Raw genomic sequence first — 18,002 nt, forward strand, 5'->3', positions numbered from 1 at the left:
CGACAGACCGACGAAATCAAAACTTTTCTCACACAGGCGATTTACTGAGCCCTGTCGAAGTAAGTTTGACTGGATTGGCGAGTTCCATCTGGCCTATAAAAAACAAATTATAAACAGATGAAAGCAACTTCTTTAAATTCAAGGAAATGGTTCATGCCATTTATATGGTTGATCTCCTCCATATTATTCGTTACCGAATTATATGCAGGTGAGCCATCCAAGCTGACTCCGGATTCCGTATATACAGTAGTTGACAGACTTCCGGCATTCAGGGGACGACCTTCCAACATCAACAGGTTTGTCACATCCAATCTTGTTTATCCCGATGAAGCATGGATTAACGGGATTGAAGGAGTCGTTAAAGTTACATTCATTGTAACAAAGGACGGAAAACTGATGAACGCAGCAATAGAGGAAAGCATTGATCCCCTGTTGGATATGGAAGCATTAAGAATTGTCGACATGATGACAGATTGGAGACCAGGAAGAAAAAACGGGGTTGAAGTACATACGCAAATGTCGATTCCGGTTCAATTCACTTTATCAGAAGAAGAACGTGAGTTTGTATCGACTCTAAAACGTTTTGAACTCCATGAAAACCCACCATTATACGTAATTGATGGAAAAATTGTCCATTCGCGCATTCACCTGCCATCACACAACGTTAAGTCAATAAGAGTTTTAAAAGGCGAATCGGCAATTGAGAGATATGGTGATGGAGCACAAAACGGTGTTGTTGTGATTACAACTAAAAGAGGAACTCCACCGATACGTTAGTGAAATATCCTTAATAATTCTTTAAACAAACTTTTCATCGCACAGCATTTAATCTATATTATTCAACAGCTAATCAATGCATTAAACAGAAAACTTAAATGCCGGATTTTAACAATCCGGCATTTCTTTAGCATCCGTGATTTTTAACGATAAACCATAGATTATCAGAAATTTGTATCTTTGTGTTGCAATTCGCTTTGAAAAATGCAAAATATTGATGCATAATCTGTTTAAATTTCTTAAATTTAATAGATTGTAATCCGGATTAGCACAAATATTCCCCCATTGATTAAGATATTTTGGGTACTACAACCAGACAAGAAGTGTGATTACAACATGCAAAATTCATACAACAAATGTATGATTTTGGAAACCATACATTTAGAGCAAACGTAAAAGTATTACAAAACATAAAAATTACTCATTTATTATGGAATTTATTCAACAACTAAAAGCAAACGCCAAAGCTAAAAAGCAAAGAATTGTTTTACCCGAGGGACTGGAGGAGCGAACTCTGCAGGCTGCAAATACTGTTCTGGAAGAAGATTTCGCAGAAATCATTTTAATTGGCAATCCACAAGCCATTAATGATGAGGCTTCACGTCTTAATTTATCACACATTGATAAAGCAAAAATCATTGACCCGGAAAGCCATGATAAAATTGACAGCTACCGGGATTTTCTTTACGAACTAAGAAAAAGTAAGGGAATGACCCTTGAACAAGCCTCTGAGCTTGTAAAAAATCCGCTGTATCTATCAGTGCTAATGATTAAAAACGGAGACGCTGATGGCGAAGTGGCCGGTGCTGACAACGCTACCGGAGATGTGTTACGCCCGGCTTTCCAAATCGTGAAAACCATTCCGGGGATCAGTGTTGTATCAGGTGCATTCATCATGATCCTGAAAGATAAAGAGTTTGGAGAAAACGGAATTCTTATTTTTGCTGATGGCGCAGTGCATCCAGATCCTGATGCAGATCAATTGGCAGATATCGCTGTTGCATCTGCCATGACAGCCAAATCAATAGTAGGAATAGAACCTCGCATTGCCATGTTGAGCTTTTCAACCAAAGGAAGTGCTAAGCATCCTATGGTAGATAAAGTTGTTGAAGCTACAGAAAAAGCAAAAAAAATCAATCCTGACCTGAAAATTGATGGTGAACTTCAAGCCGATGCGGCATTGATCCCATCCATTGGAAGCAAAAAAGCTCCGGGCAGCGAAATTGCAGGCAAAGCAAATGTGTTAATTTTCCCCGATTTACAATCAGGCAACATTGCATACAAATTGGTTCAACGTTTAGCACATGCAGAAGCCATTGGACCCGTATTGCAAGGAATGGCAGCACCAATTAACGATCTGTCAAGAGGTTGCTCTGTTAGCGACATTGTAAACCTGATAGCAATAACAGCCAATCAGGCAGCGGGAACTCTTAAATAAAACTGAAAGCATTAACAACACAAGAATTCGAGGGATATGGCAGAAATTGTAGTCGAACCTATTGAAAAATATGCACTAAACAAACGAAAAAGAGTTAAAACTCTTTTTTCAAAAATTGGTGTTGTTGGATGCGGCAAAGAGGGGCAAAGTATTGCCCGAATTGCTGCCTGGCACGGAATGGAGGTTGTTTTTATCGAGTTATCACTGGATAAAATTGAATCTGCCATTCACGGCATCAGCCGTGAGCTTGATCATCGGATAGAGAACTGGGGTTTAACTCTGAGTGAGAAGAAAGCAATACTTGGACGAATCAAAGGATCCATGGATTACAAAGATTTGGTTGATTGCGACTTTGTAATTGAAGCCATCCGCTCTGACGAAGCTACCGGTGAAAGAAGCATTGATGTACGCAAACAAATATTTAGGAGCATTGAAGCTGTAGTCGACAAAGATACCATTATAGCAACCAATGCCACCACCATTGTCATCTCAGAGCTAGCCTCTGAGCTGGTACATCGCGATCGATGTGTGAGTCTTCACTTTTTTGTAACGTCTGCCGAAGCCAGAATCATTGAAGTAGTAAAAGGACTTTATACCACCGATGAAGTTTACAGCAAAGTTTGCACATTCGTTAAATTGATTAATAGAGACGTTATTCCTGTAGAAGAATCAGCCGGTCTTGTGAGTGTACGCCTATACGTAACACTTCTAAACGAAGCATGTGAAGCTCTTATGGAGGGAATTGCAACACTGGAGGACATTGACAAAACAATGGTCATTGGATTGGGTATGCGTTTCGGGCCTTTTCATACAGCCGATATTATTGGATTAAACAAAGTGGTTAAATGGATGGATAACCTGTTTGATGAATTTGGAGAATCCAAATACAAACCATCACCGCTCATCAAGCGCCTTGTAAGGGCTAAAAGACTTGGAGTTCAAAGCGGAGAAGGATTTTACAAATACGATATGAACGGGAAAAGAATCAGCTAAAAAGCATTCTGATTAACTTCTGGTTTTTAATTCAATAAGTTTAAAGTTCAAAAAATGAAGATATTAGTTCTCAATTGTGGAAGTTCATCCATAAAATACCAACTCTTTTTCATGGAAGGTGACACATGGGATGTGATGGCAAAAGGTGGGGTTGAAAAGATTGGTTTAAAAGGATCATTTCTAAAGCATGAAAAAAGCAACGGAGAAAAGGTTCTCCTTGAAGGGGAAATTCTTGATCATGAAACAGGAATAGATTACATCCTGGGAATTCTTTTGAGCGACCTTCACGGGTGCATCAAGGAAATGGAAGAGATCGATGCCGTGGGGCATCGAGTGGTACATGGTGGAGAAACTTTTAATTCAAGTGTATTTATAACTGACGAGGTCATCAGTAAAATGGAGGACTGTATTGACCTGGCTCCTTTGCATAATCCACCCAATTTAAAAGGAATTCGCGCCATTTCATCTCTGTTACCCAATGTTCCGCAGGTTGGAGTATTCGATACGGCCTTTCACCAAACCATGCCCAAACATGCTTACATGTATGCCATTCCGTTTTCTCTCTATAAAAAATATGGAGTCAGACGTTATGGTTTTCACGGAACCAGCCACAGGTATGTATCAAAAAGAGCCTGCGAAGCTCTTGGAGTTGACTATAAAAAACAGAGAATCATATCATGCCACTTGGGTAATGGAGCCTCTGTAGCTGCCATCATGAATGGAGAATCGGTTGATACTTCCATGGGGTTTACACCACTTGAAGGATTGATGATGGGTACCCGCTGCGGTGACCTTGACATTGGTGCTGCCACCTATATTATGGACAAGGAGCTCATCGGCATTCAGTCGGCCAGTATTTTATTCAATAAACACAGCGGAATGCTTGGTGTAACAGGAATATCATCAGACATGCGTGAAATTGAGTCAGCTCTCGAGAAAAAGGATCCCATGGCTGAATTAGGTATGAGCATGTACAACTACCGAATTAAAAAGTTTGTTGGTAGCTATGCCGCTGCAATGGGTGGTGTTGACATTCTGATTTTCACCGGAGGAATTGGTGAAAATGGAGACCTCACCCGCAGGGAGGTATGTAAAGGGTTGGATTTTATGGGTATTATCTTGGATGATGAGATAAACACAGGCCTTCGTGGCAAGGAAATGGACATCAGCAAAAAGGAGTCAAAATGCCGCATCATGGTTGTGCCAACCAATGAAGAACTGGTAATTGCTGTTGACACAAAGAAAATTGTGACAGAATTGGTTCATAAATAGATTTCAAAGTGACTGACCCTCATGAATATCAGTTATCTGGTATTCATGAATGAATGATAAAACAAATATCATGTTTAAACATCTGAATGAACTGCAATCGTTAATAGACAAAAGCAAGCCACGCAAGCGGCTTGCTCTTGCTGTTTCACAGGATGCCTATTCACTGGATGCAGTTTATAAAGCCTATAAAGCAGGAATTATTGACCCCGTGCTCGTTGGCTCCGAAAAACTAACTAATGAGTTGGCCAATCAACATGGTTACGACTTAAATGGAATAAGCATAATTGACGAGCCCGATCCGGAAAAAGCTGTTGAGATTGCAGTCAGAATGGTACATGACGGGCGAGCCGACATTTTGATGAAAGGGAAAGTTCCTACACCTGTTTTGCTAAAAGGTGTTTTAAACAAGAAATGGGGCCTCAGAACAGGTCAGCTTCTCTCCCACTTCTCTTTTTTTGAAGTTAATACCTATCACAAACTTATTGGCGTTACAGACGTTGCCATGAACATTGCTCCCACTTTACAGGAAAAAATCGCAATAATTAATAATTCGGTTTCATATCTGAATAAACTTGGCATTAAACGTCCCAAAATAGCTGTGTTAGGAGCCATCGAAATGGTTAATGAAAATATGCAAGCCACCCTTGACGCCGCTTTATTAAGCAAAATGAATCAACGCGATCAGATAAAGAACTGCCTCATAGATGGACCACTTGCTTTTGATAATGCCGTAAGTAAAATAAGTGCCAAGAATAAGGGAATAAACAGCGAAGTGGCCGGTGATACTGACATTCTTCTGATGCCGGATATCGAAGTTGGAAATGTTCTTTATAAAAGTCTTGTTTGGTTTGCCAAGGCCAAAGTAGCCTCATTGGTACTTGGTGCTTCAGCACCAATCATACTCACTTCACGTTCCGATTCCGAAGAGAGTAAATTTGACAGCATTTTGTTGGCTGCATTGGGATAAAATAGTATCATTGCTTTCTGAAATAAAATATTTCCCAAATATCTAAAAAAATGAGATGTTTGGGTTTTATTTTGAATAAAACACACTCAGCTAACTTATTTCAAAACTTGATTAAAAGTCTACATTTATGTTTAAAGTCTTGGTAATTAACCCCGGATCAACTTCAACAAAGATTGCAGTATTCGAAGATGTTAAATCTATTTTCCTAAAAACCATTCGTCACCCTTCAGAGAAAATGGATCAGTTTGATACCATTGCCGACCAATATGAGTTTCGTAAGGAGGTCATTCTGGACGAATTAAAGGATGCAGAAATTGACATCTCTGAATTAAAAGCCGTAGTTGGTCGCGGAGGAATGGTACGTCCCATCGAATCCGGCGTTTACGAAGTAAACGACGCTCTTAAAAGGGACTTAAGAAAGGGTGTTATGGGACAACATGCCAGTAATTTGGGCGGATTAATTGCCGATGACGTGGCAAAATCGATTCCCGGAGCACGGGCTTTTATTGCCGACCCTGTGGTAGTAGATGAGTTGGAGGATGTGGCAAGAATTACCGGTCATCCACTGATGCCACGCCAATCCAAGTTTCACGCATTGAACCAAAAAGCCGTAGCACGAAAATTTGCTGAGGCCATCGAGAAACCTTATGAAGAGATCAATCTGATAGTAGCTCACTTAGGAGGAGGAATCTCTGTAGGAGCTCACCGTAAAGGGAAAATTGTAGATGTAAACAATGCTCTGGATGGATTTGGTCCCTTCTCACCCGAAAGAGCAGGTACAGTGCCGGCCGGAAAACTGGTTGACATCTGCTTTAGCGGAGATTATTCCCGCGAGGAAGTACGCGCCATGATTACAGGAAAAGGAGGACTGGTTGCGCACCTGGGAACAAATCAGGCACACGTAGCTACTCAATGGGCAGAGGAAGGTAACGAGAAAGCCAGACTGGTTATTCATGCCATGGGGTACCAGGTAGCCAGAGCCATTGGCAGTGCACTTGTTGTATTAAAAGGGGAGGTTGATGGAATCATCCTGACCGGCGGAATGGCGCACAATAAAATGGTGGTAAAATACATCCGCGAATACATCGACTTTTTAGGAAAAATCACCATCTACCCAGGTGAAGATGAAATGGAGGCATTGGCAATGAATGCACTGGGGGTTTTAAAGGGTGATTTAGTTTGTAAGGATTATGAGTAAAGTTTCAGGTTTAAGGTTTAAGGTTTAAGGTTTCAGGGTTTAGGGTTTGTGAGCTCTATATAGATAAAAATGGGATGAGCGAATTTGATTTGAATCAAATTCGCTCATTCTTTTTAACTCTGCTTTTTTGGTGGGAAGTTGTCATCATCTACCATTTTGACGCGTGTTCGAGGTAAATATTCGGGATAGTTTAATCTAAGAAATTCGAGCAAATCTTCGCGAAGTTTTACTCTTAAATCCCATGCCGAGGGAGAATCCTTTGCACTGGCAAGAGCACGAAGTTCCATCGACTTCTCAGTACAATCGGTCACCTGTAGTACTTTTACATTACCATCCCACCATGGATTATTCGCCAATGCCTCATCCATATAAGCTCTTAGTTTGTCAACCGGAAAACCGTAATCCACATATATAAAAACGGAACCTAAGATATCAGCCGACTGCCGCGTCCAATTCTGAAAAGGAGTATCAATAAAGTAGTTAACCGGAACCACCAATCTTCGTTTATCCCAAATGGCAACAACTACGTAGGTTAATGTAATCTCCTCTATCCTTCCCCATTCTCCTTCAACAATCACAACATCATCAATTCTGATGGGTTGTGTAATGGCAATTTGAAATCCGGCCAACAACATTGAAATACTTTTTTGCGCGGCAAAACCAATAATCAAACCTGCAATGCCTGCGGAAGCCAACAAACTGACACCAATTTCACGGATGGTTTCAAAACTTAACAAAATAAGAGCCAGCGTAATAAACAAAATCAGGAAAATAGTTATTCGCTCAAAAACTCTCATTTGAGTGTGCATTTTGCGAGCTTTCAAATTGTCCGATTCATTCACATCGTATCCGGCAATAACAGCAATTTTGATGGCTTTAACAATAGATATCCCAAGCCATGACATAACCGTTAAAAACAGAATGTAAAGAATGAGGCCAATTTTAATTCCATAAATATCTGTTACTCCAATATGAGATCTTATAAAAACAATGGCTATTAATAACACTAAAGCCTTAAAAGGATACTGTATTACAGATGCAATATTTTTCCATGAAGGGTTTTTATTCTCTTTTAGTATCCGCTTCATAATACGATACAACCAGATGGATAAGATAAAAGCAGATATTAAAAATATAGCGGAAATCAACAGCAAGCGAAAATTTTCATTTTCAAAATTAAATAATTCCATCTCATTTATTTTTAGGTGTTTATTTATTTTTTCAAAGCCTCAATCAATTCATCTAAAATCGGACCTGCTTTTCCCTGCAGATGAAGATCAGTGACATCCCTTGTAAACAAAGACTCTTCAGGATTCACCTCGATAATAACTGCACCATTACGTTTGGCAACCACCGGAACAGATGCAGCAGGCATTACTTCCCCTGTACTTCCAACAATAATGCAGACATCGGCGTTTTGCGCAGCTTTCATACTTTTATCATATGCAATTTGAGGGATGCGTTCTCCAAAGAAAATGAAATCCGGCTTTATCAATCCATTGCATTTATCACAGGTGGGTGGTAGTTTAGAAAAATCTGCATCAACAGAAGGAAAATGATTATTACAGTTCATACAAACAAGTCGTTGGGAGTTTCCATGAAACTCCCAAACTGTCTTTGAGCCGGCTTCTTGATGCAAATTATCAATATTTTGGGTAATGATGCATTCAAGCATTCCTTCTTTTTCGAGCCAGGCCAAAGCGTTATGACCTTTATTAGGCTTGGCATTTCCAATAAAATCGTAAAAAATCTCTTTTATTACAGGCCATGTTTTATCTGGATGTTCAACAAAATAGCTCAAATCCAGATTAATGGGGTCATATTTACTCCATATGCTGTTTTCTCCTCTAAACGGCGGAATACCACTTTCAACAGAAATACCTGCTCCGGTAAAGCCAATACAATATTTGGACTCTTTGATGATTTCAGCTGCATTTTTTAGTAAATCTATTTGCATAAAGTATGTTGTATATTTAATCTCTGTTTAAATTCAGTTGTGTGCGGCCTCACAGTAATTCTAAGATGTCAGGGCTACGCCCCTATTTATCTGTATTATAATCATTAAGGGGCGATAGCCCTGTAATCTAAATATTTTATCACAATTATGAATCCCTATGCTTTTATCATTTCGTGTATGGATTTGAGCCGATAATAAATATTGAAAAATATTTAAACAGATACTAAGTAACTGTTTAAATTTAATTTCTAAAGAATTCTAAAGATTATAGATCTTTAGAATTTAGACGGATAGAATAGATTTGAGAAATTATTAGATATCACTGGTTTTCTATTTATTCTTGTCTATCGGTCTAAAAATCTAGTATCTAAAATCTATTCGATTTAAACAGTCTCTTACAATGGTTTAAAATCATGCAGATTGCAATAAATCTGCAATTCTGACTAATAAAAATAAGAAAAACTGAGGAGAATAACCACGAAATCAACGAATTATTACAGTTGCAACACACTAATAAAGTGAACTTTATATATTTCACCATAAAAAAACCTCAAATAAATTAAAATTATTCGTTCAGAACCAAATATTTACCGTATGTTTGTATCATTAAATTTATATCATTATTATTATGAACAAAGGAGTAGTAAAATTTTTCAACGAAACCAAAGGTTTTGGTTTCATTAAAGATGAAAGTTCATCTGAAGAGTATTTCGTACACGTTAGCGGATTAGTTGATTCTGTTCGCGAAAACGACGAAGTTGTTTTTGACCTTACTGAAGGCAGAAAAGGATTAAATGCGGTAAATGTTAAGCTGGCTTAAGTTTATATCATTATAAAGTATTTATGATTTTTAGGCTCCCTGTTTTATAAACAGGGAGCTTTTTATTTTATATAAACATCAGATTGTAATTTTGGTCTGTCAAATTCATGCTTGAGTATGCATTTCATCAAAACATTTTGTATATTTAGTAATAAGCAGAACAGAAATCGGTGCTAATTTGAACTTCAATCAAAATCAGCATGACAGATAATTCAATCAGGATATTGTTAGTAGATGATTCCAAGTTGAACCTGGAAATCCTGTCGGATGCACTCAGGAGATATAATCCCATTACCGCCATCAATGGAGAAAAAGCGCTTGAATTAGCAGCTCAAACTCCTCCACCCGATCTGATTCTTTTAGACATCATCATGCCCGGCCTAAACGGAATTGATGTATGTAAGCAGTTAAAACAAAATCCGAAAACAGCTGAGATTCCGGTCATCTTTATCACAGCACAATCAGATTCCACAACAATTCTTCAAGGTTTTGAAGTCGGCGCAATTGACTATATTACAAAACCTTTTAACATTCCGGAATTAATGGCGAGAGTAAAAACTCAGATATCCATTAAATTAGCCAGAGATCAAAATCGCAGATTGATGCATAAGATCGAAGCTATGAATCAAAAACTTACCGACAGTATCAGGTATGCACGAAAAATTCAACTTGCCAGTTTACCAAAACAGGATTTTCTGGATAAAAACATGCCGGAACACTTCATCCTCTTTAAACCCAAAGACATAGTTAGTGGAGACTTTTACTGGATTAAAAACATCGATAGTAAATTGGTGATTGTTGCTGCCGATTGCACCGGTCACGGAGTGCCGGGTGCAATTATGAGCATTTTTGGAATTGCATATTTACACGAAATCATAGATACCAATAAAGTGACTCAACCTGCCACCATTTTAAACTCTCTGCGGAGCACTTTGATTGAATCACTCCAACAGGATGAGACCAGTGAAATAAAAGATGGCATGGATATATGCATTGTAACTTTGGACAAAAAAATGGGAGTTCTGGAGTATGCTGCAGCATTTAATCCTTTATACAAAATACGTGATAACAAAATCACTGTTTTTCCTGCCGATCACATGCCGGTATCCATTGGTGAAACCGATAATCCATACACTCATCACGCCATACCATATCAGTCGGGAGATTGTTTCTATCTGTTTACCGATGGATTTGTGAGTCAGTTTGGTGGCCCAAACAATAAAAAAATTAAACACCAACGATTCAGGGAAATGTTGCTGAACAATTATCATCTTCCCATGCAGAAACAACTCAAAATCTATGATGAATATTTTGAAAATTGGAGAGAAAGTCAGGAACAGGTTGATGATGTATTACTTATAGGAATTCGATTATAAATATTGTGCATAGAAGCTGTTTGAATTGCCTTTAGTAGCCACCCGATAACAATTTTTAAACTATCTTTACCGCCTCAAAAATAAACTTCAATTTATCATGAGCGGATTTTTCGGCAGCATCACCAAAAGCGATTGCGTAATGGATGTTTTTTATGGCACCGACTACCATTCCCACCTGGGCACCAAACGTGCCGGGATGGCTTTTTTCGATGAGAAAAAAGGGTTTCAAAGAGCCATTCACAGTCTTGAAGATGGATATTTCAGAAATAAGTTTGATAATGATATAAAAGGTTTCAAAGGAAAGTCTGGAATTGGCGTAATCAGCGATAATGAAGCCCAACCCATACTCGTTTCGTCCCACCTTGGACGTTTTGCCGTTGTATCTGTATGCCGAATTGCCAACATTGATGAATTGGAGCAGCGGTTTATCGACCAACGTCACACATTTGCCGAAACCAGTCAGGGAGCAGTGAACCCAACCGAACTGATTTCAAAACTCATCGCAGAATGCAGCGATTTTGTTTCCGGAATAAACAATGTTTTTGATCATATTGAAGGTTCGTGCTCTCTATTGATTTTAACGGAAGATAAAATCATTGCTGCACGCGATCGTTTGGGAAGAACTCCTATTGTAGTTGGGAAAAAAGATAACGGCCATGCCGTTACCTTTGAAACATCTGCCTTTCCAAATCTTGAATATGAAATGGCTCACAATTTGGGTCCCAACGAAATTGTTGAAATAACAGCTGACGGATACACCCAACTTCAGCAAGCCGGGAAAGATATGCAAATATGTTCGTTTTTGTGGGTTTATTACGGGTATCCTCCATCCTTTTACGAAGGAATCAATGTTGATGAATCGAGATACAAGTGTGGCGCAGTTATGGCAGAGGATGAAGATGTTAAAGCTGATTTTGTGGCTGCCATACCCGATTCAGGAATCGGTCATGCCATGGGATTCAGCAACAAAACCGGAATTCCTCTAAAAAGGCCATATTCAAAATATACCCCAACCTGGCCCCGTAGTTTCATGCCTCAAAATCAGGAAACCCGCGAGTTGGTAGCAAAAATGAAACTTATTACCAACCAATCAGTTATCAAGGAGAAAAAAGGAATTTTTCTGGACGATTCCATAGTAAGAGGGACACAATTAAGAGACAATGTAAAGGATTTACATGCCGGTGGAATTAAAGAAATCCACATGCGCATAGCTTGTCCGCCTTTGATTTATCCATGTGAATTTCTCAATTTCAGCAGATCGAGAACAACCCTCGATTTGGCTACCAGGAAAGCCATCACCCATATTGAAGGAAAAGAAGACGTAGACCTGAAGCCATACACTGACATCAAAAACCAGAAATATATTGATATGGTGGAACAAATCCGTAAGGATTTGGGATTAACATCATTAAAGTTTCAGAAATTGGATGATTTGGTAAAAGCCATCGGACTGCCAAAAGAGAAATTATGTACGCATTGCTGGGATAATTCAAGCTATTTCTGCGCCTCGAAAAAGAAAGGTTTTGAAGGTTGATAGGTCATTAGGTTGTTTGGTTTTGAGGTTTTGAGGTTTTGAGATCATTAGATCATAAGATTATTAGATCGTAAGGATGTAAGGTCGATAGGTTCTTAGGTCAATGGAATCTGCAAAGACATCTCCACCAAAAATATACTAAATGGCTAATATGGTTTTATGAACCTATAATCCCAAAACTTCTATTGCCATTCCTGATAAGAATATCACCAACCCGGCAATGGTGTGACTGTATTTTTCCAGCGGTTTAAAGGATACATATCGTAATCCGTAGATCATTATAAAAACAGCTCCCATCATAGTTAAAAGTGTAGAAACACCAAAAACCAAAGATACGGATACCAGAGCTCCGGCGCTTGCATTCGCTGCAGGATACATCAATACAGGAATCAACACTTCACAGGGTCCCAATATAAATATGATGAATAAAACCCACGGCGTAATCCTTTTTCCTTGCTGTGTGTCTTTAATATCTTCCTGCTTTTGCTTTGCCCAATATCGCATTCCCCACACAGCGTAAATGAGTCCAAACGCAATGAGTCCCCAGGCAGCAAGTCCATCTCTGAACTCCTCAATCATAACAAGATTTTCAAGTTGAGAGCCAATTGCAATGCCAACTAATCCAATGATTACAGAACTTAATACATGGCCTGTTCCACAGACAAAAGTCCACCAAATTGTTTTCCCCACACTCCAATCACGAGCTTTGGAAATGGCAACAAAAGGTAAATAATGATCAGGCCCAAGTATGGTATGAACGAATCCGAGTGATGCGGCAGTTAATAGTAATATCTGAAATTCTGCAGTCATAGTACTGGTGATATTTAAATTGAATTTTAGATTTTAAATATAGTATATTCCAATTACGAATTCTTTCCGGCCAACAAATAAATCCCTACTCAATGAAAGGGATAATAGAATTCACTGTGATCTGACTAAGGTTTTTTATAATGATAATCATGTAATATATTTCTCAAATCGCTCTAAATGACAGGCTCTTACGTTTTAATAGGAGATTGGGTGATGGCGGCTTTGCCACCATCACCCAATCCCCCACCTTGACCACTTGAAAGTTTTTCCATTTCGAGCAGAGCGAGATATTTATATTAATTAGTCGGTCAGTAGTGATAACTTAAGGTTATCAAAAACCGATGAAAACAATTCTATTATGGTTGTTTCACTTCTTTTATTAGTTTTGTAGTTTTATCTTATTAAAATAGACCGTTAGACTTTTAGATTATTAGACAATAAACACAAGTAAGCTTCTTATTATCAAATATTTACACAACAATACAGTAAATTCATAAACATCTGATAATTAGGCAAATAAAAAAGATTAACGAACAATTATTATTATACACATAAACAAAACTAAAATACAATGAGCAAAGTTATCATCAATAGTTTCGCAGAGCTGGAAAAACTGGTAGGTCACGATTTGGGAATCTCTGAATATCATGAATTTACCCAAGAGCAAATTAACTTGTTTGCCGATGCCACATTAGATCACCAATGGATACACACCGATAAAGAACGCGCGGTAAAAGAATCCCCATTTGGAGACACCATTGCCCATGGCTATCTTACGCTATCCATGTTGCCACATTTATGGAATCAGATAGTGGAAGTCCGGAATCTAAAACTACAGGTGAATTACGGTATTGAAAAATTCAAATTCAACCAACCGGTATTGGTCAACAGCAAGGTGCGATTGGCAGCCAAGGTTATTAGTGCTGTCAATCTTCGCGGAGTTACCAAAGCCAACATTGGTGTTAAACTTGAAATAGAAGGGAATAAAAAACCGGCCTACGAAGGAGAAATCGTATTTCTGTACCATTTTAACTCATAATTGGTTGTGAAAAGAGCCATTTTAAACCCGTTTGGCACGAAAATAGATGAGAGAGGAATATGTTTTGGCTGTTCAGAGCATAATCCCATTGGATTGCGCATGTCTTTTTTTGAAGAGAACGGAATGGTTTGTTCTGAATGGGTTCCTGACAAGAAATTTGAAGGCTATAATGGTGTGATTCATGGTGGCATACAAGCCACCATGATGGACGAAATTGCAAGTTGGTATATCTATACTCAACTGAACACAGCTGGTGTCACCAAAAGTTTATCCACTCATTACCATGAACCTTGTCGAATCAGTTCTGAACCAATTCTTATCAGAGCTGTTTCACATAAAAAGCAAAACAGGCGAGATGTGGCTATAGAAACCGAAATATTGTGCGGCAACCAGTTATGCACCTCCGGAACCATTGTTTATGTATTGTTTCCGGAAGAGATGGCCAAAACAAAATTCAATTATCCCGGGATTGATGCTTTCTTCGCCAAATAACTTAATAACAATCAAAAGCATGAAGAGACTTAGTTTTTTTGTATCGCTGTTAACAGTTGTGTTACTAAGCAGTTGTAATGATGGGAAAGTTAATTTTTTCACCCTGAATCAGGACGTGGAGTTTGGTCAACAAGTGGTGGCAGAGATTCTGTCAGATAGTCAGTATAATGTCCTTGACAGAGATGAACATAAAGAAGCATATGAATATCTTGAAGGCATTCGGGATAAAATTCTTGCATCTAAGGATATACGATACAGAGACCGGTTTCAATGGGATATATATATCATTGACGAAGATGTGCTGAATGCTTTTGCTTTACCGGGTGGACCAACTTTCTATTACACCGGGCTGATGAAGTTTCTGGATGATGAAGCCTCTCTGGCCGGGGTTATGGCTCATGAAATTGCCCATGTTGACCGCAGGCATGCCACCAATCGGATGACTAAAATGTATGGGTTTAGCATTTTATTTTCTGTGCTTAGAGGCGATAATGAATCTCTATTGGGTGATATTGCAGAATCATTGGCAACCGGCGTTACCGCTTTAGCATTTAGCCGACAGGATGAGTATGAAGCCGACGAATATGCCGTTCGTTACCTCTACCCTACCGAACTGGATTCAAGAGGCGTAGCTTACTTTTTTGAAAAAATGGATTTAGCCCCTGCATCAAGGGTTCAGATTTATCTAAGCACACATCCCGATCCGGGCGACCGGATTTCTGAAATTCACAGACACCATCAGCGATTAGGAGGAAAAGAAGGTAACCCGTTTACTCAAAGATACCAGGAATTTCTACAATTACTTCCATAAAAACTTAAAAGAGAACAGCCATGGAACTGGTGATTTCTACCGAAAAACACCCCATCAAGCTGTGGCTTAAAGAGATTGATGAAGAGGCTTTAGAGCAGGCTCGCCATTTGGCCAATCTGGATTTCGCCTTCCGGCATGTAGCACTTATGCCCGATGCACACACAGGGTTCGGCATGCCCATTGGAGGTGTTTTAGCCACAAAAAACCACGTCATCCCCAATGCGGTTGGTGTTGATATTGGATGTGGTATGTGTGCTGTTCCCAGCGGATTGCGAGAGGTATCTCCCCCACAATTGAAAGAAATCATGTCGGGTATTCGTAAACAAATACCCGTTGGCATGAGAAGCCATAAAAAGATGCAGGATATGCATCATATGCCAAAATGGAACAATCTCCCCAAAATTGTAGAACAAGAGTTTGATAAAGCAAGAACGCAAGTGGGAACCCTTGGAGGTGGAAACCATTTTATTGAAATACAGAAAGGCTCCGATGGTTTTGTCTGGATTATGATTCACTCCGGAAGCCGGAACTTAGGTAAAACTGTGGCCGATTTCTATAATAAATCGGCTAAAAAGCTCAATGAGAAATGGAGATCACCTGTTCCAAAGCAATGGGATTTGGCCTTTCTTCCCCTCGATTGCGAGGAGGCAAAGGAGTACATTGCAGAAATGAATTACTGCATTGATTTTGCACTTGCCAACAGAAAACTTATGATGCATTTTGTTCAGGACGCCATAAACGAGGCCATTGGCAAAGAAGTATCATACGGAAACATCATCAACATTGCCCACAACTATGCCTCTTTTGAGACTCATTTTGGTGAGAAGGTTTTGGTACACCGAAAAGGGGCTACAAGAGCTTTCCCCGGCGAAACCGGAATCATACCCGGTTCTCAGGGAACCTCATCCTACATTGTAGAAGGCGTTGGAAATCCTGAAAGTTTTATGTCGTGTTCGCACGGTGCAGGTCGTCGTCTTGGACGACGCCAGGCTCAACGCCAACTTGATTTTTCTGCCGAAGTTCAAAAACTCAACGATAAAGGAATTATTCATTCAATCAGAACTCAACGCGATCTTGACGAAGCAGCAGGAGCCTACAAGGACATTGATGAAGTGATGATGAACCAATCTGACCTGGTTAAAATTAAACTTAAACTGGAACCTTTGGCGGTGGTGAAGGGGTAGGGTTTTGGGTTTTAAGTTTTAAGTTATAGGTTTGAAGTTCAAAGTTTAGGGTTTAGGGTTGATGGTTTCGGAGCGTAGCGAAGTCCCGCGGAGCGGGAATAGTTTTAGGTTCTAGGTTCAAAGTTGGGAGTTTGAGTTATTTTCAAATAAACACCATGTACTAATTTTTTTCAAATGGTACATGGTGTGTAATCGGAATTCGTTGGGAATTATATCTTCAATAATTCTTTGGATACTATTTTTTCATGGCTTTCTGCATGGTTGTACCGAGGTGTGCGGGGTTATCAACCACATGAATGCCACACTCCTTCATGATTTTCATTTTAGCGGCAGCTGTATCGTCTTTTCCACCCACAATGGCTCCGGCATGCCCCATTCGTCTGCCGGGAGGAGCTGTTTGTCCGGCAATGAATCCAACAACAGGCTTTGTACCATGTTCTTTAACCCAACGTGCGGCATCCGTTTCCATGCTTCCGCCAATCTCCCCTATCATGATAATGCCCTCGGTTTCGGGATCGTTCATGAGCAGCTTAACGGCGTCCAGTGTGGTGGTACCAATCACCGGATCGCCACCAATTCCAATACAGGTACTTTGACCTAAGCCAAGTTTTGTCAATTGGTCAACAGCCTCGTATGTCAGGGTACCAGAGCGGCTTACAACGCCAATCCTACCCTCTTTATGAATAAATCCCGGCATAATGCCTACCTTCGCTTTTCCGGGGGAGATTACACCGGGACAGTTGGGACCAATTAAAATGCTCTCTTTTCCGTCAATAAATGCTTTTACTGTAATCATGTCGGCGACCGGAATACCTTCGGTAATGGCGATAATCACTTTTATGCCGGCATCGGCGGCTTCCATAATTGCATCGGCGGCAAAAGCCGGTGGCACAAAAATCACCGAAGTGTCGGCTCCGGTGTTCTCCACTGCCATTTGAACCGTATCAAAAACCGGCAATCCCAAATGCATGGTTCCACCTTTTCCGGGTGTTACGCCACCAACAACATTGGTTCCATATTCCATCATTTGTCCGGCATGAAAAGTTCCTTCGCCTCCGGTAAATCCTTGTACTATTATTTTTGAATTGTTATCTACCAATACGCTCATAAGTAAAAAAGTTAAGTTTCGGATTAAATTTAATATTTGTTATAACACCTTCCAAATCGCAATGTTCATTTAATTGCCCATGAACGATTAAAAATAATAACTTTGTAACAGGTAATAACAGATCGTTAGATTTATAGATTATTAGACCGATAGACAAGACTAAAAAATAAAATAAGATCTTTTTAATCTTTTTTTTCTATTCTATCTCTCTAAAATCTAGAGATCT

The 18,002-nt window shown here is 39.4% G+C and carries 17 protein-coding genes; 13 read left to right on the forward strand and 4 right to left on the reverse strand.

From position 1 onward, the window contains the following. The first annotated feature begins 117 nt into the window (after nucleotides 1-117). The 6 genes from EV194_RS06295 (at nucleotide 118) to buk (ending at nucleotide 6,645) form a co-directional block, all read left to right on the forward strand. Nucleotides 118-777: an energy transducer TonB gene (locus tag EV194_RS06295; protein ID WP_132433197.1), complete on the forward strand. Its 660-nt coding sequence runs from the start codon at nucleotides 118-120 to the stop codon at nucleotides 775-777. A gap of 430 nt (nucleotides 778-1,207) precedes the next feature. Continuing rightward, nucleotides 1,208-2,215: a phosphate acetyltransferase gene (gene pta, locus EV194_RS06300; protein WP_132433198.1), complete on the forward strand. Its 1,008-nt coding sequence runs from the start codon at nucleotides 1,208-1,210 to the stop codon at nucleotides 2,213-2,215. A gap of 36 nt (nucleotides 2,216-2,251) precedes the next feature. Continuing rightward, a complete protein-coding gene (locus tag EV194_RS06305) occupies nucleotides 2,252-3,208 on the forward strand; it encodes a 3-hydroxyacyl-CoA dehydrogenase family protein (protein WP_132433199.1) in 957 nt (318 codons plus the stop codon). Between the two features lie 54 nt (nucleotides 3,209-3,262). Then, entirely contained in the window at nucleotides 3,263-4,480 is a 1,218-nt protein-coding gene (locus tag EV194_RS06310; protein ID WP_132433200.1) for an acetate/propionate family kinase, read from the forward strand. A 70-nt stretch (nucleotides 4,481-4,550) separates the two neighbouring features. Beyond that, nucleotides 4,551-5,447 (forward strand): bifunctional enoyl-CoA hydratase/phosphate acetyltransferase, encoded by an 897-nt coding sequence (locus EV194_RS06315; protein ID WP_132433201.1) that lies wholly within the window; start codon nucleotides 4,551-4,553, stop codon nucleotides 5,445-5,447. 127 nt (nucleotides 5,448-5,574) lie between these two features. Then, entirely contained in the window at nucleotides 5,575-6,645 is a 1,071-nt protein-coding gene (gene buk / locus EV194_RS06320) for a butyrate kinase (protein WP_132433202.1), read from the forward strand. Between the two features lie 113 nt (nucleotides 6,646-6,758). On the opposite strand, the gene EV194_RS06325 is transcribed toward buk, so the two are convergent. Together EV194_RS06325 and EV194_RS06330 are read right to left on the reverse strand one after the other, a co-directional pair. Beyond that, nucleotides 6,759-7,835 (reverse strand): mechanosensitive ion channel family protein, encoded by a 1,077-nt coding sequence (locus EV194_RS06325; protein ID WP_132433203.1) that lies wholly within the window; start codon nucleotides 7,833-7,835, stop codon nucleotides 6,759-6,761. A gap of 23 nt (nucleotides 7,836-7,858) precedes the next feature. Next, a complete protein-coding gene (locus EV194_RS06330) occupies nucleotides 7,859-8,602 on the reverse strand; it encodes an SIR2 family NAD-dependent protein deacylase (protein ID WP_132433204.1) in 744 nt (247 codons plus the stop codon). A gap of 628 nt (nucleotides 8,603-9,230) precedes the next feature. Here EV194_RS06330 and EV194_RS06335 point away from each other — a divergent pair. The 3 genes from EV194_RS06335 to EV194_RS06345 all read left to right on the forward strand — a co-directional run bounded on the left by EV194_RS06335 (nucleotide 9,231) and on the right by EV194_RS06345 (nucleotide 12,332). Continuing rightward, on the forward strand, nucleotides 9,231-9,422 hold the full coding sequence (locus EV194_RS06335; protein WP_079556770.1) for a cold-shock protein: 192 nt from the start codon (nucleotides 9,231-9,233) through the stop codon (nucleotides 9,420-9,422). Between the two features lie 200 nt (nucleotides 9,423-9,622). Further along, entirely contained in the window at nucleotides 9,623-10,798 is a 1,176-nt protein-coding gene (locus tag EV194_RS06340) for a PP2C family protein-serine/threonine phosphatase (protein WP_132433205.1), read from the forward strand. 97 nt (nucleotides 10,799-10,895) lie between these two features. Continuing rightward, on the forward strand, nucleotides 10,896-12,332 hold the full coding sequence (locus EV194_RS06345; protein WP_132433206.1) for an amidophosphoribosyltransferase: 1,437 nt from the start codon (nucleotides 10,896-10,898) through the stop codon (nucleotides 12,330-12,332). A gap of 165 nt (nucleotides 12,333-12,497) precedes the next feature. Here the strand turns inward: EV194_RS06345 and EV194_RS06350 are convergent, their stop codons facing one another. Further along, entirely contained in the window at nucleotides 12,498-13,142 is a 645-nt protein-coding gene (locus tag EV194_RS06350) for an urease accessory protein UreH domain-containing protein (RefSeq protein ID WP_132433207.1), read from the reverse strand. Between the two features lie 571 nt (nucleotides 13,143-13,713). Between EV194_RS06350 and EV194_RS06355 the strand changes: the two genes are divergently transcribed. Genes EV194_RS06355 through EV194_RS06370 form a run of 4 tightly spaced genes read left to right on the forward strand, consistent with a single transcriptional unit; the run spans nucleotide 13,714 to nucleotide 16,668 of the window. After that, complete coding sequence (locus EV194_RS06355) at nucleotides 13,714-14,181, forward strand: MaoC family dehydratase (protein WP_132433208.1); 468 nt, start codon at nucleotides 13,714-13,716, stop codon at nucleotides 14,179-14,181. A 6-nt stretch (nucleotides 14,182-14,187) separates the two neighbouring features. Next, nucleotides 14,188-14,673 carry a PaaI family thioesterase gene (locus EV194_RS06360; protein ID WP_132433209.1) on the forward strand — a complete coding sequence of 162 codons (486 nt, stop codon included), beginning with the start codon at nucleotides 14,188-14,190 and terminating at the stop codon, nucleotides 14,671-14,673. Between the two features lie 19 nt (nucleotides 14,674-14,692). Next, the gene (locus EV194_RS06365; RefSeq protein ID WP_165921815.1) at nucleotides 14,693-15,484 is read left to right on the forward strand and encodes a M48 family metalloprotease; all 792 of its coding nucleotides are present in this window, start codon (nucleotides 14,693-14,695) and stop codon (nucleotides 15,482-15,484) included. A gap of 20 nt (nucleotides 15,485-15,504) precedes the next feature. After that, nucleotides 15,505-16,668 carry an RtcB family protein gene (locus EV194_RS06370; protein ID WP_132433211.1) on the forward strand — a complete coding sequence of 388 codons (1,164 nt, stop codon included), beginning with the start codon at nucleotides 15,505-15,507 and terminating at the stop codon, nucleotides 16,666-16,668. A gap of 235 nt (nucleotides 16,669-16,903) precedes the next feature. Here the strand turns inward: EV194_RS06370 and sucD are convergent, their stop codons facing one another. Beyond that, nucleotides 16,904-17,776, reverse strand: a complete 873-nt coding sequence (gene sucD, locus EV194_RS06375) for a succinate--CoA ligase subunit alpha (RefSeq protein WP_132433212.1) — start codon at nucleotides 17,774-17,776, stop codon at nucleotides 16,904-16,906. Between the last annotated feature and the right edge of the window lie 226 nt (nucleotides 17,777-18,002).

The sequence above is a fragment of the Natronoflexus pectinivorans genome, assembly GCF_004345615.1.
GTDB classification, from domain to species: Bacteria; Bacteroidota; Bacteroidia; order Bacteroidales; family Marinilabiliaceae; genus Natronoflexus; species Natronoflexus pectinivorans.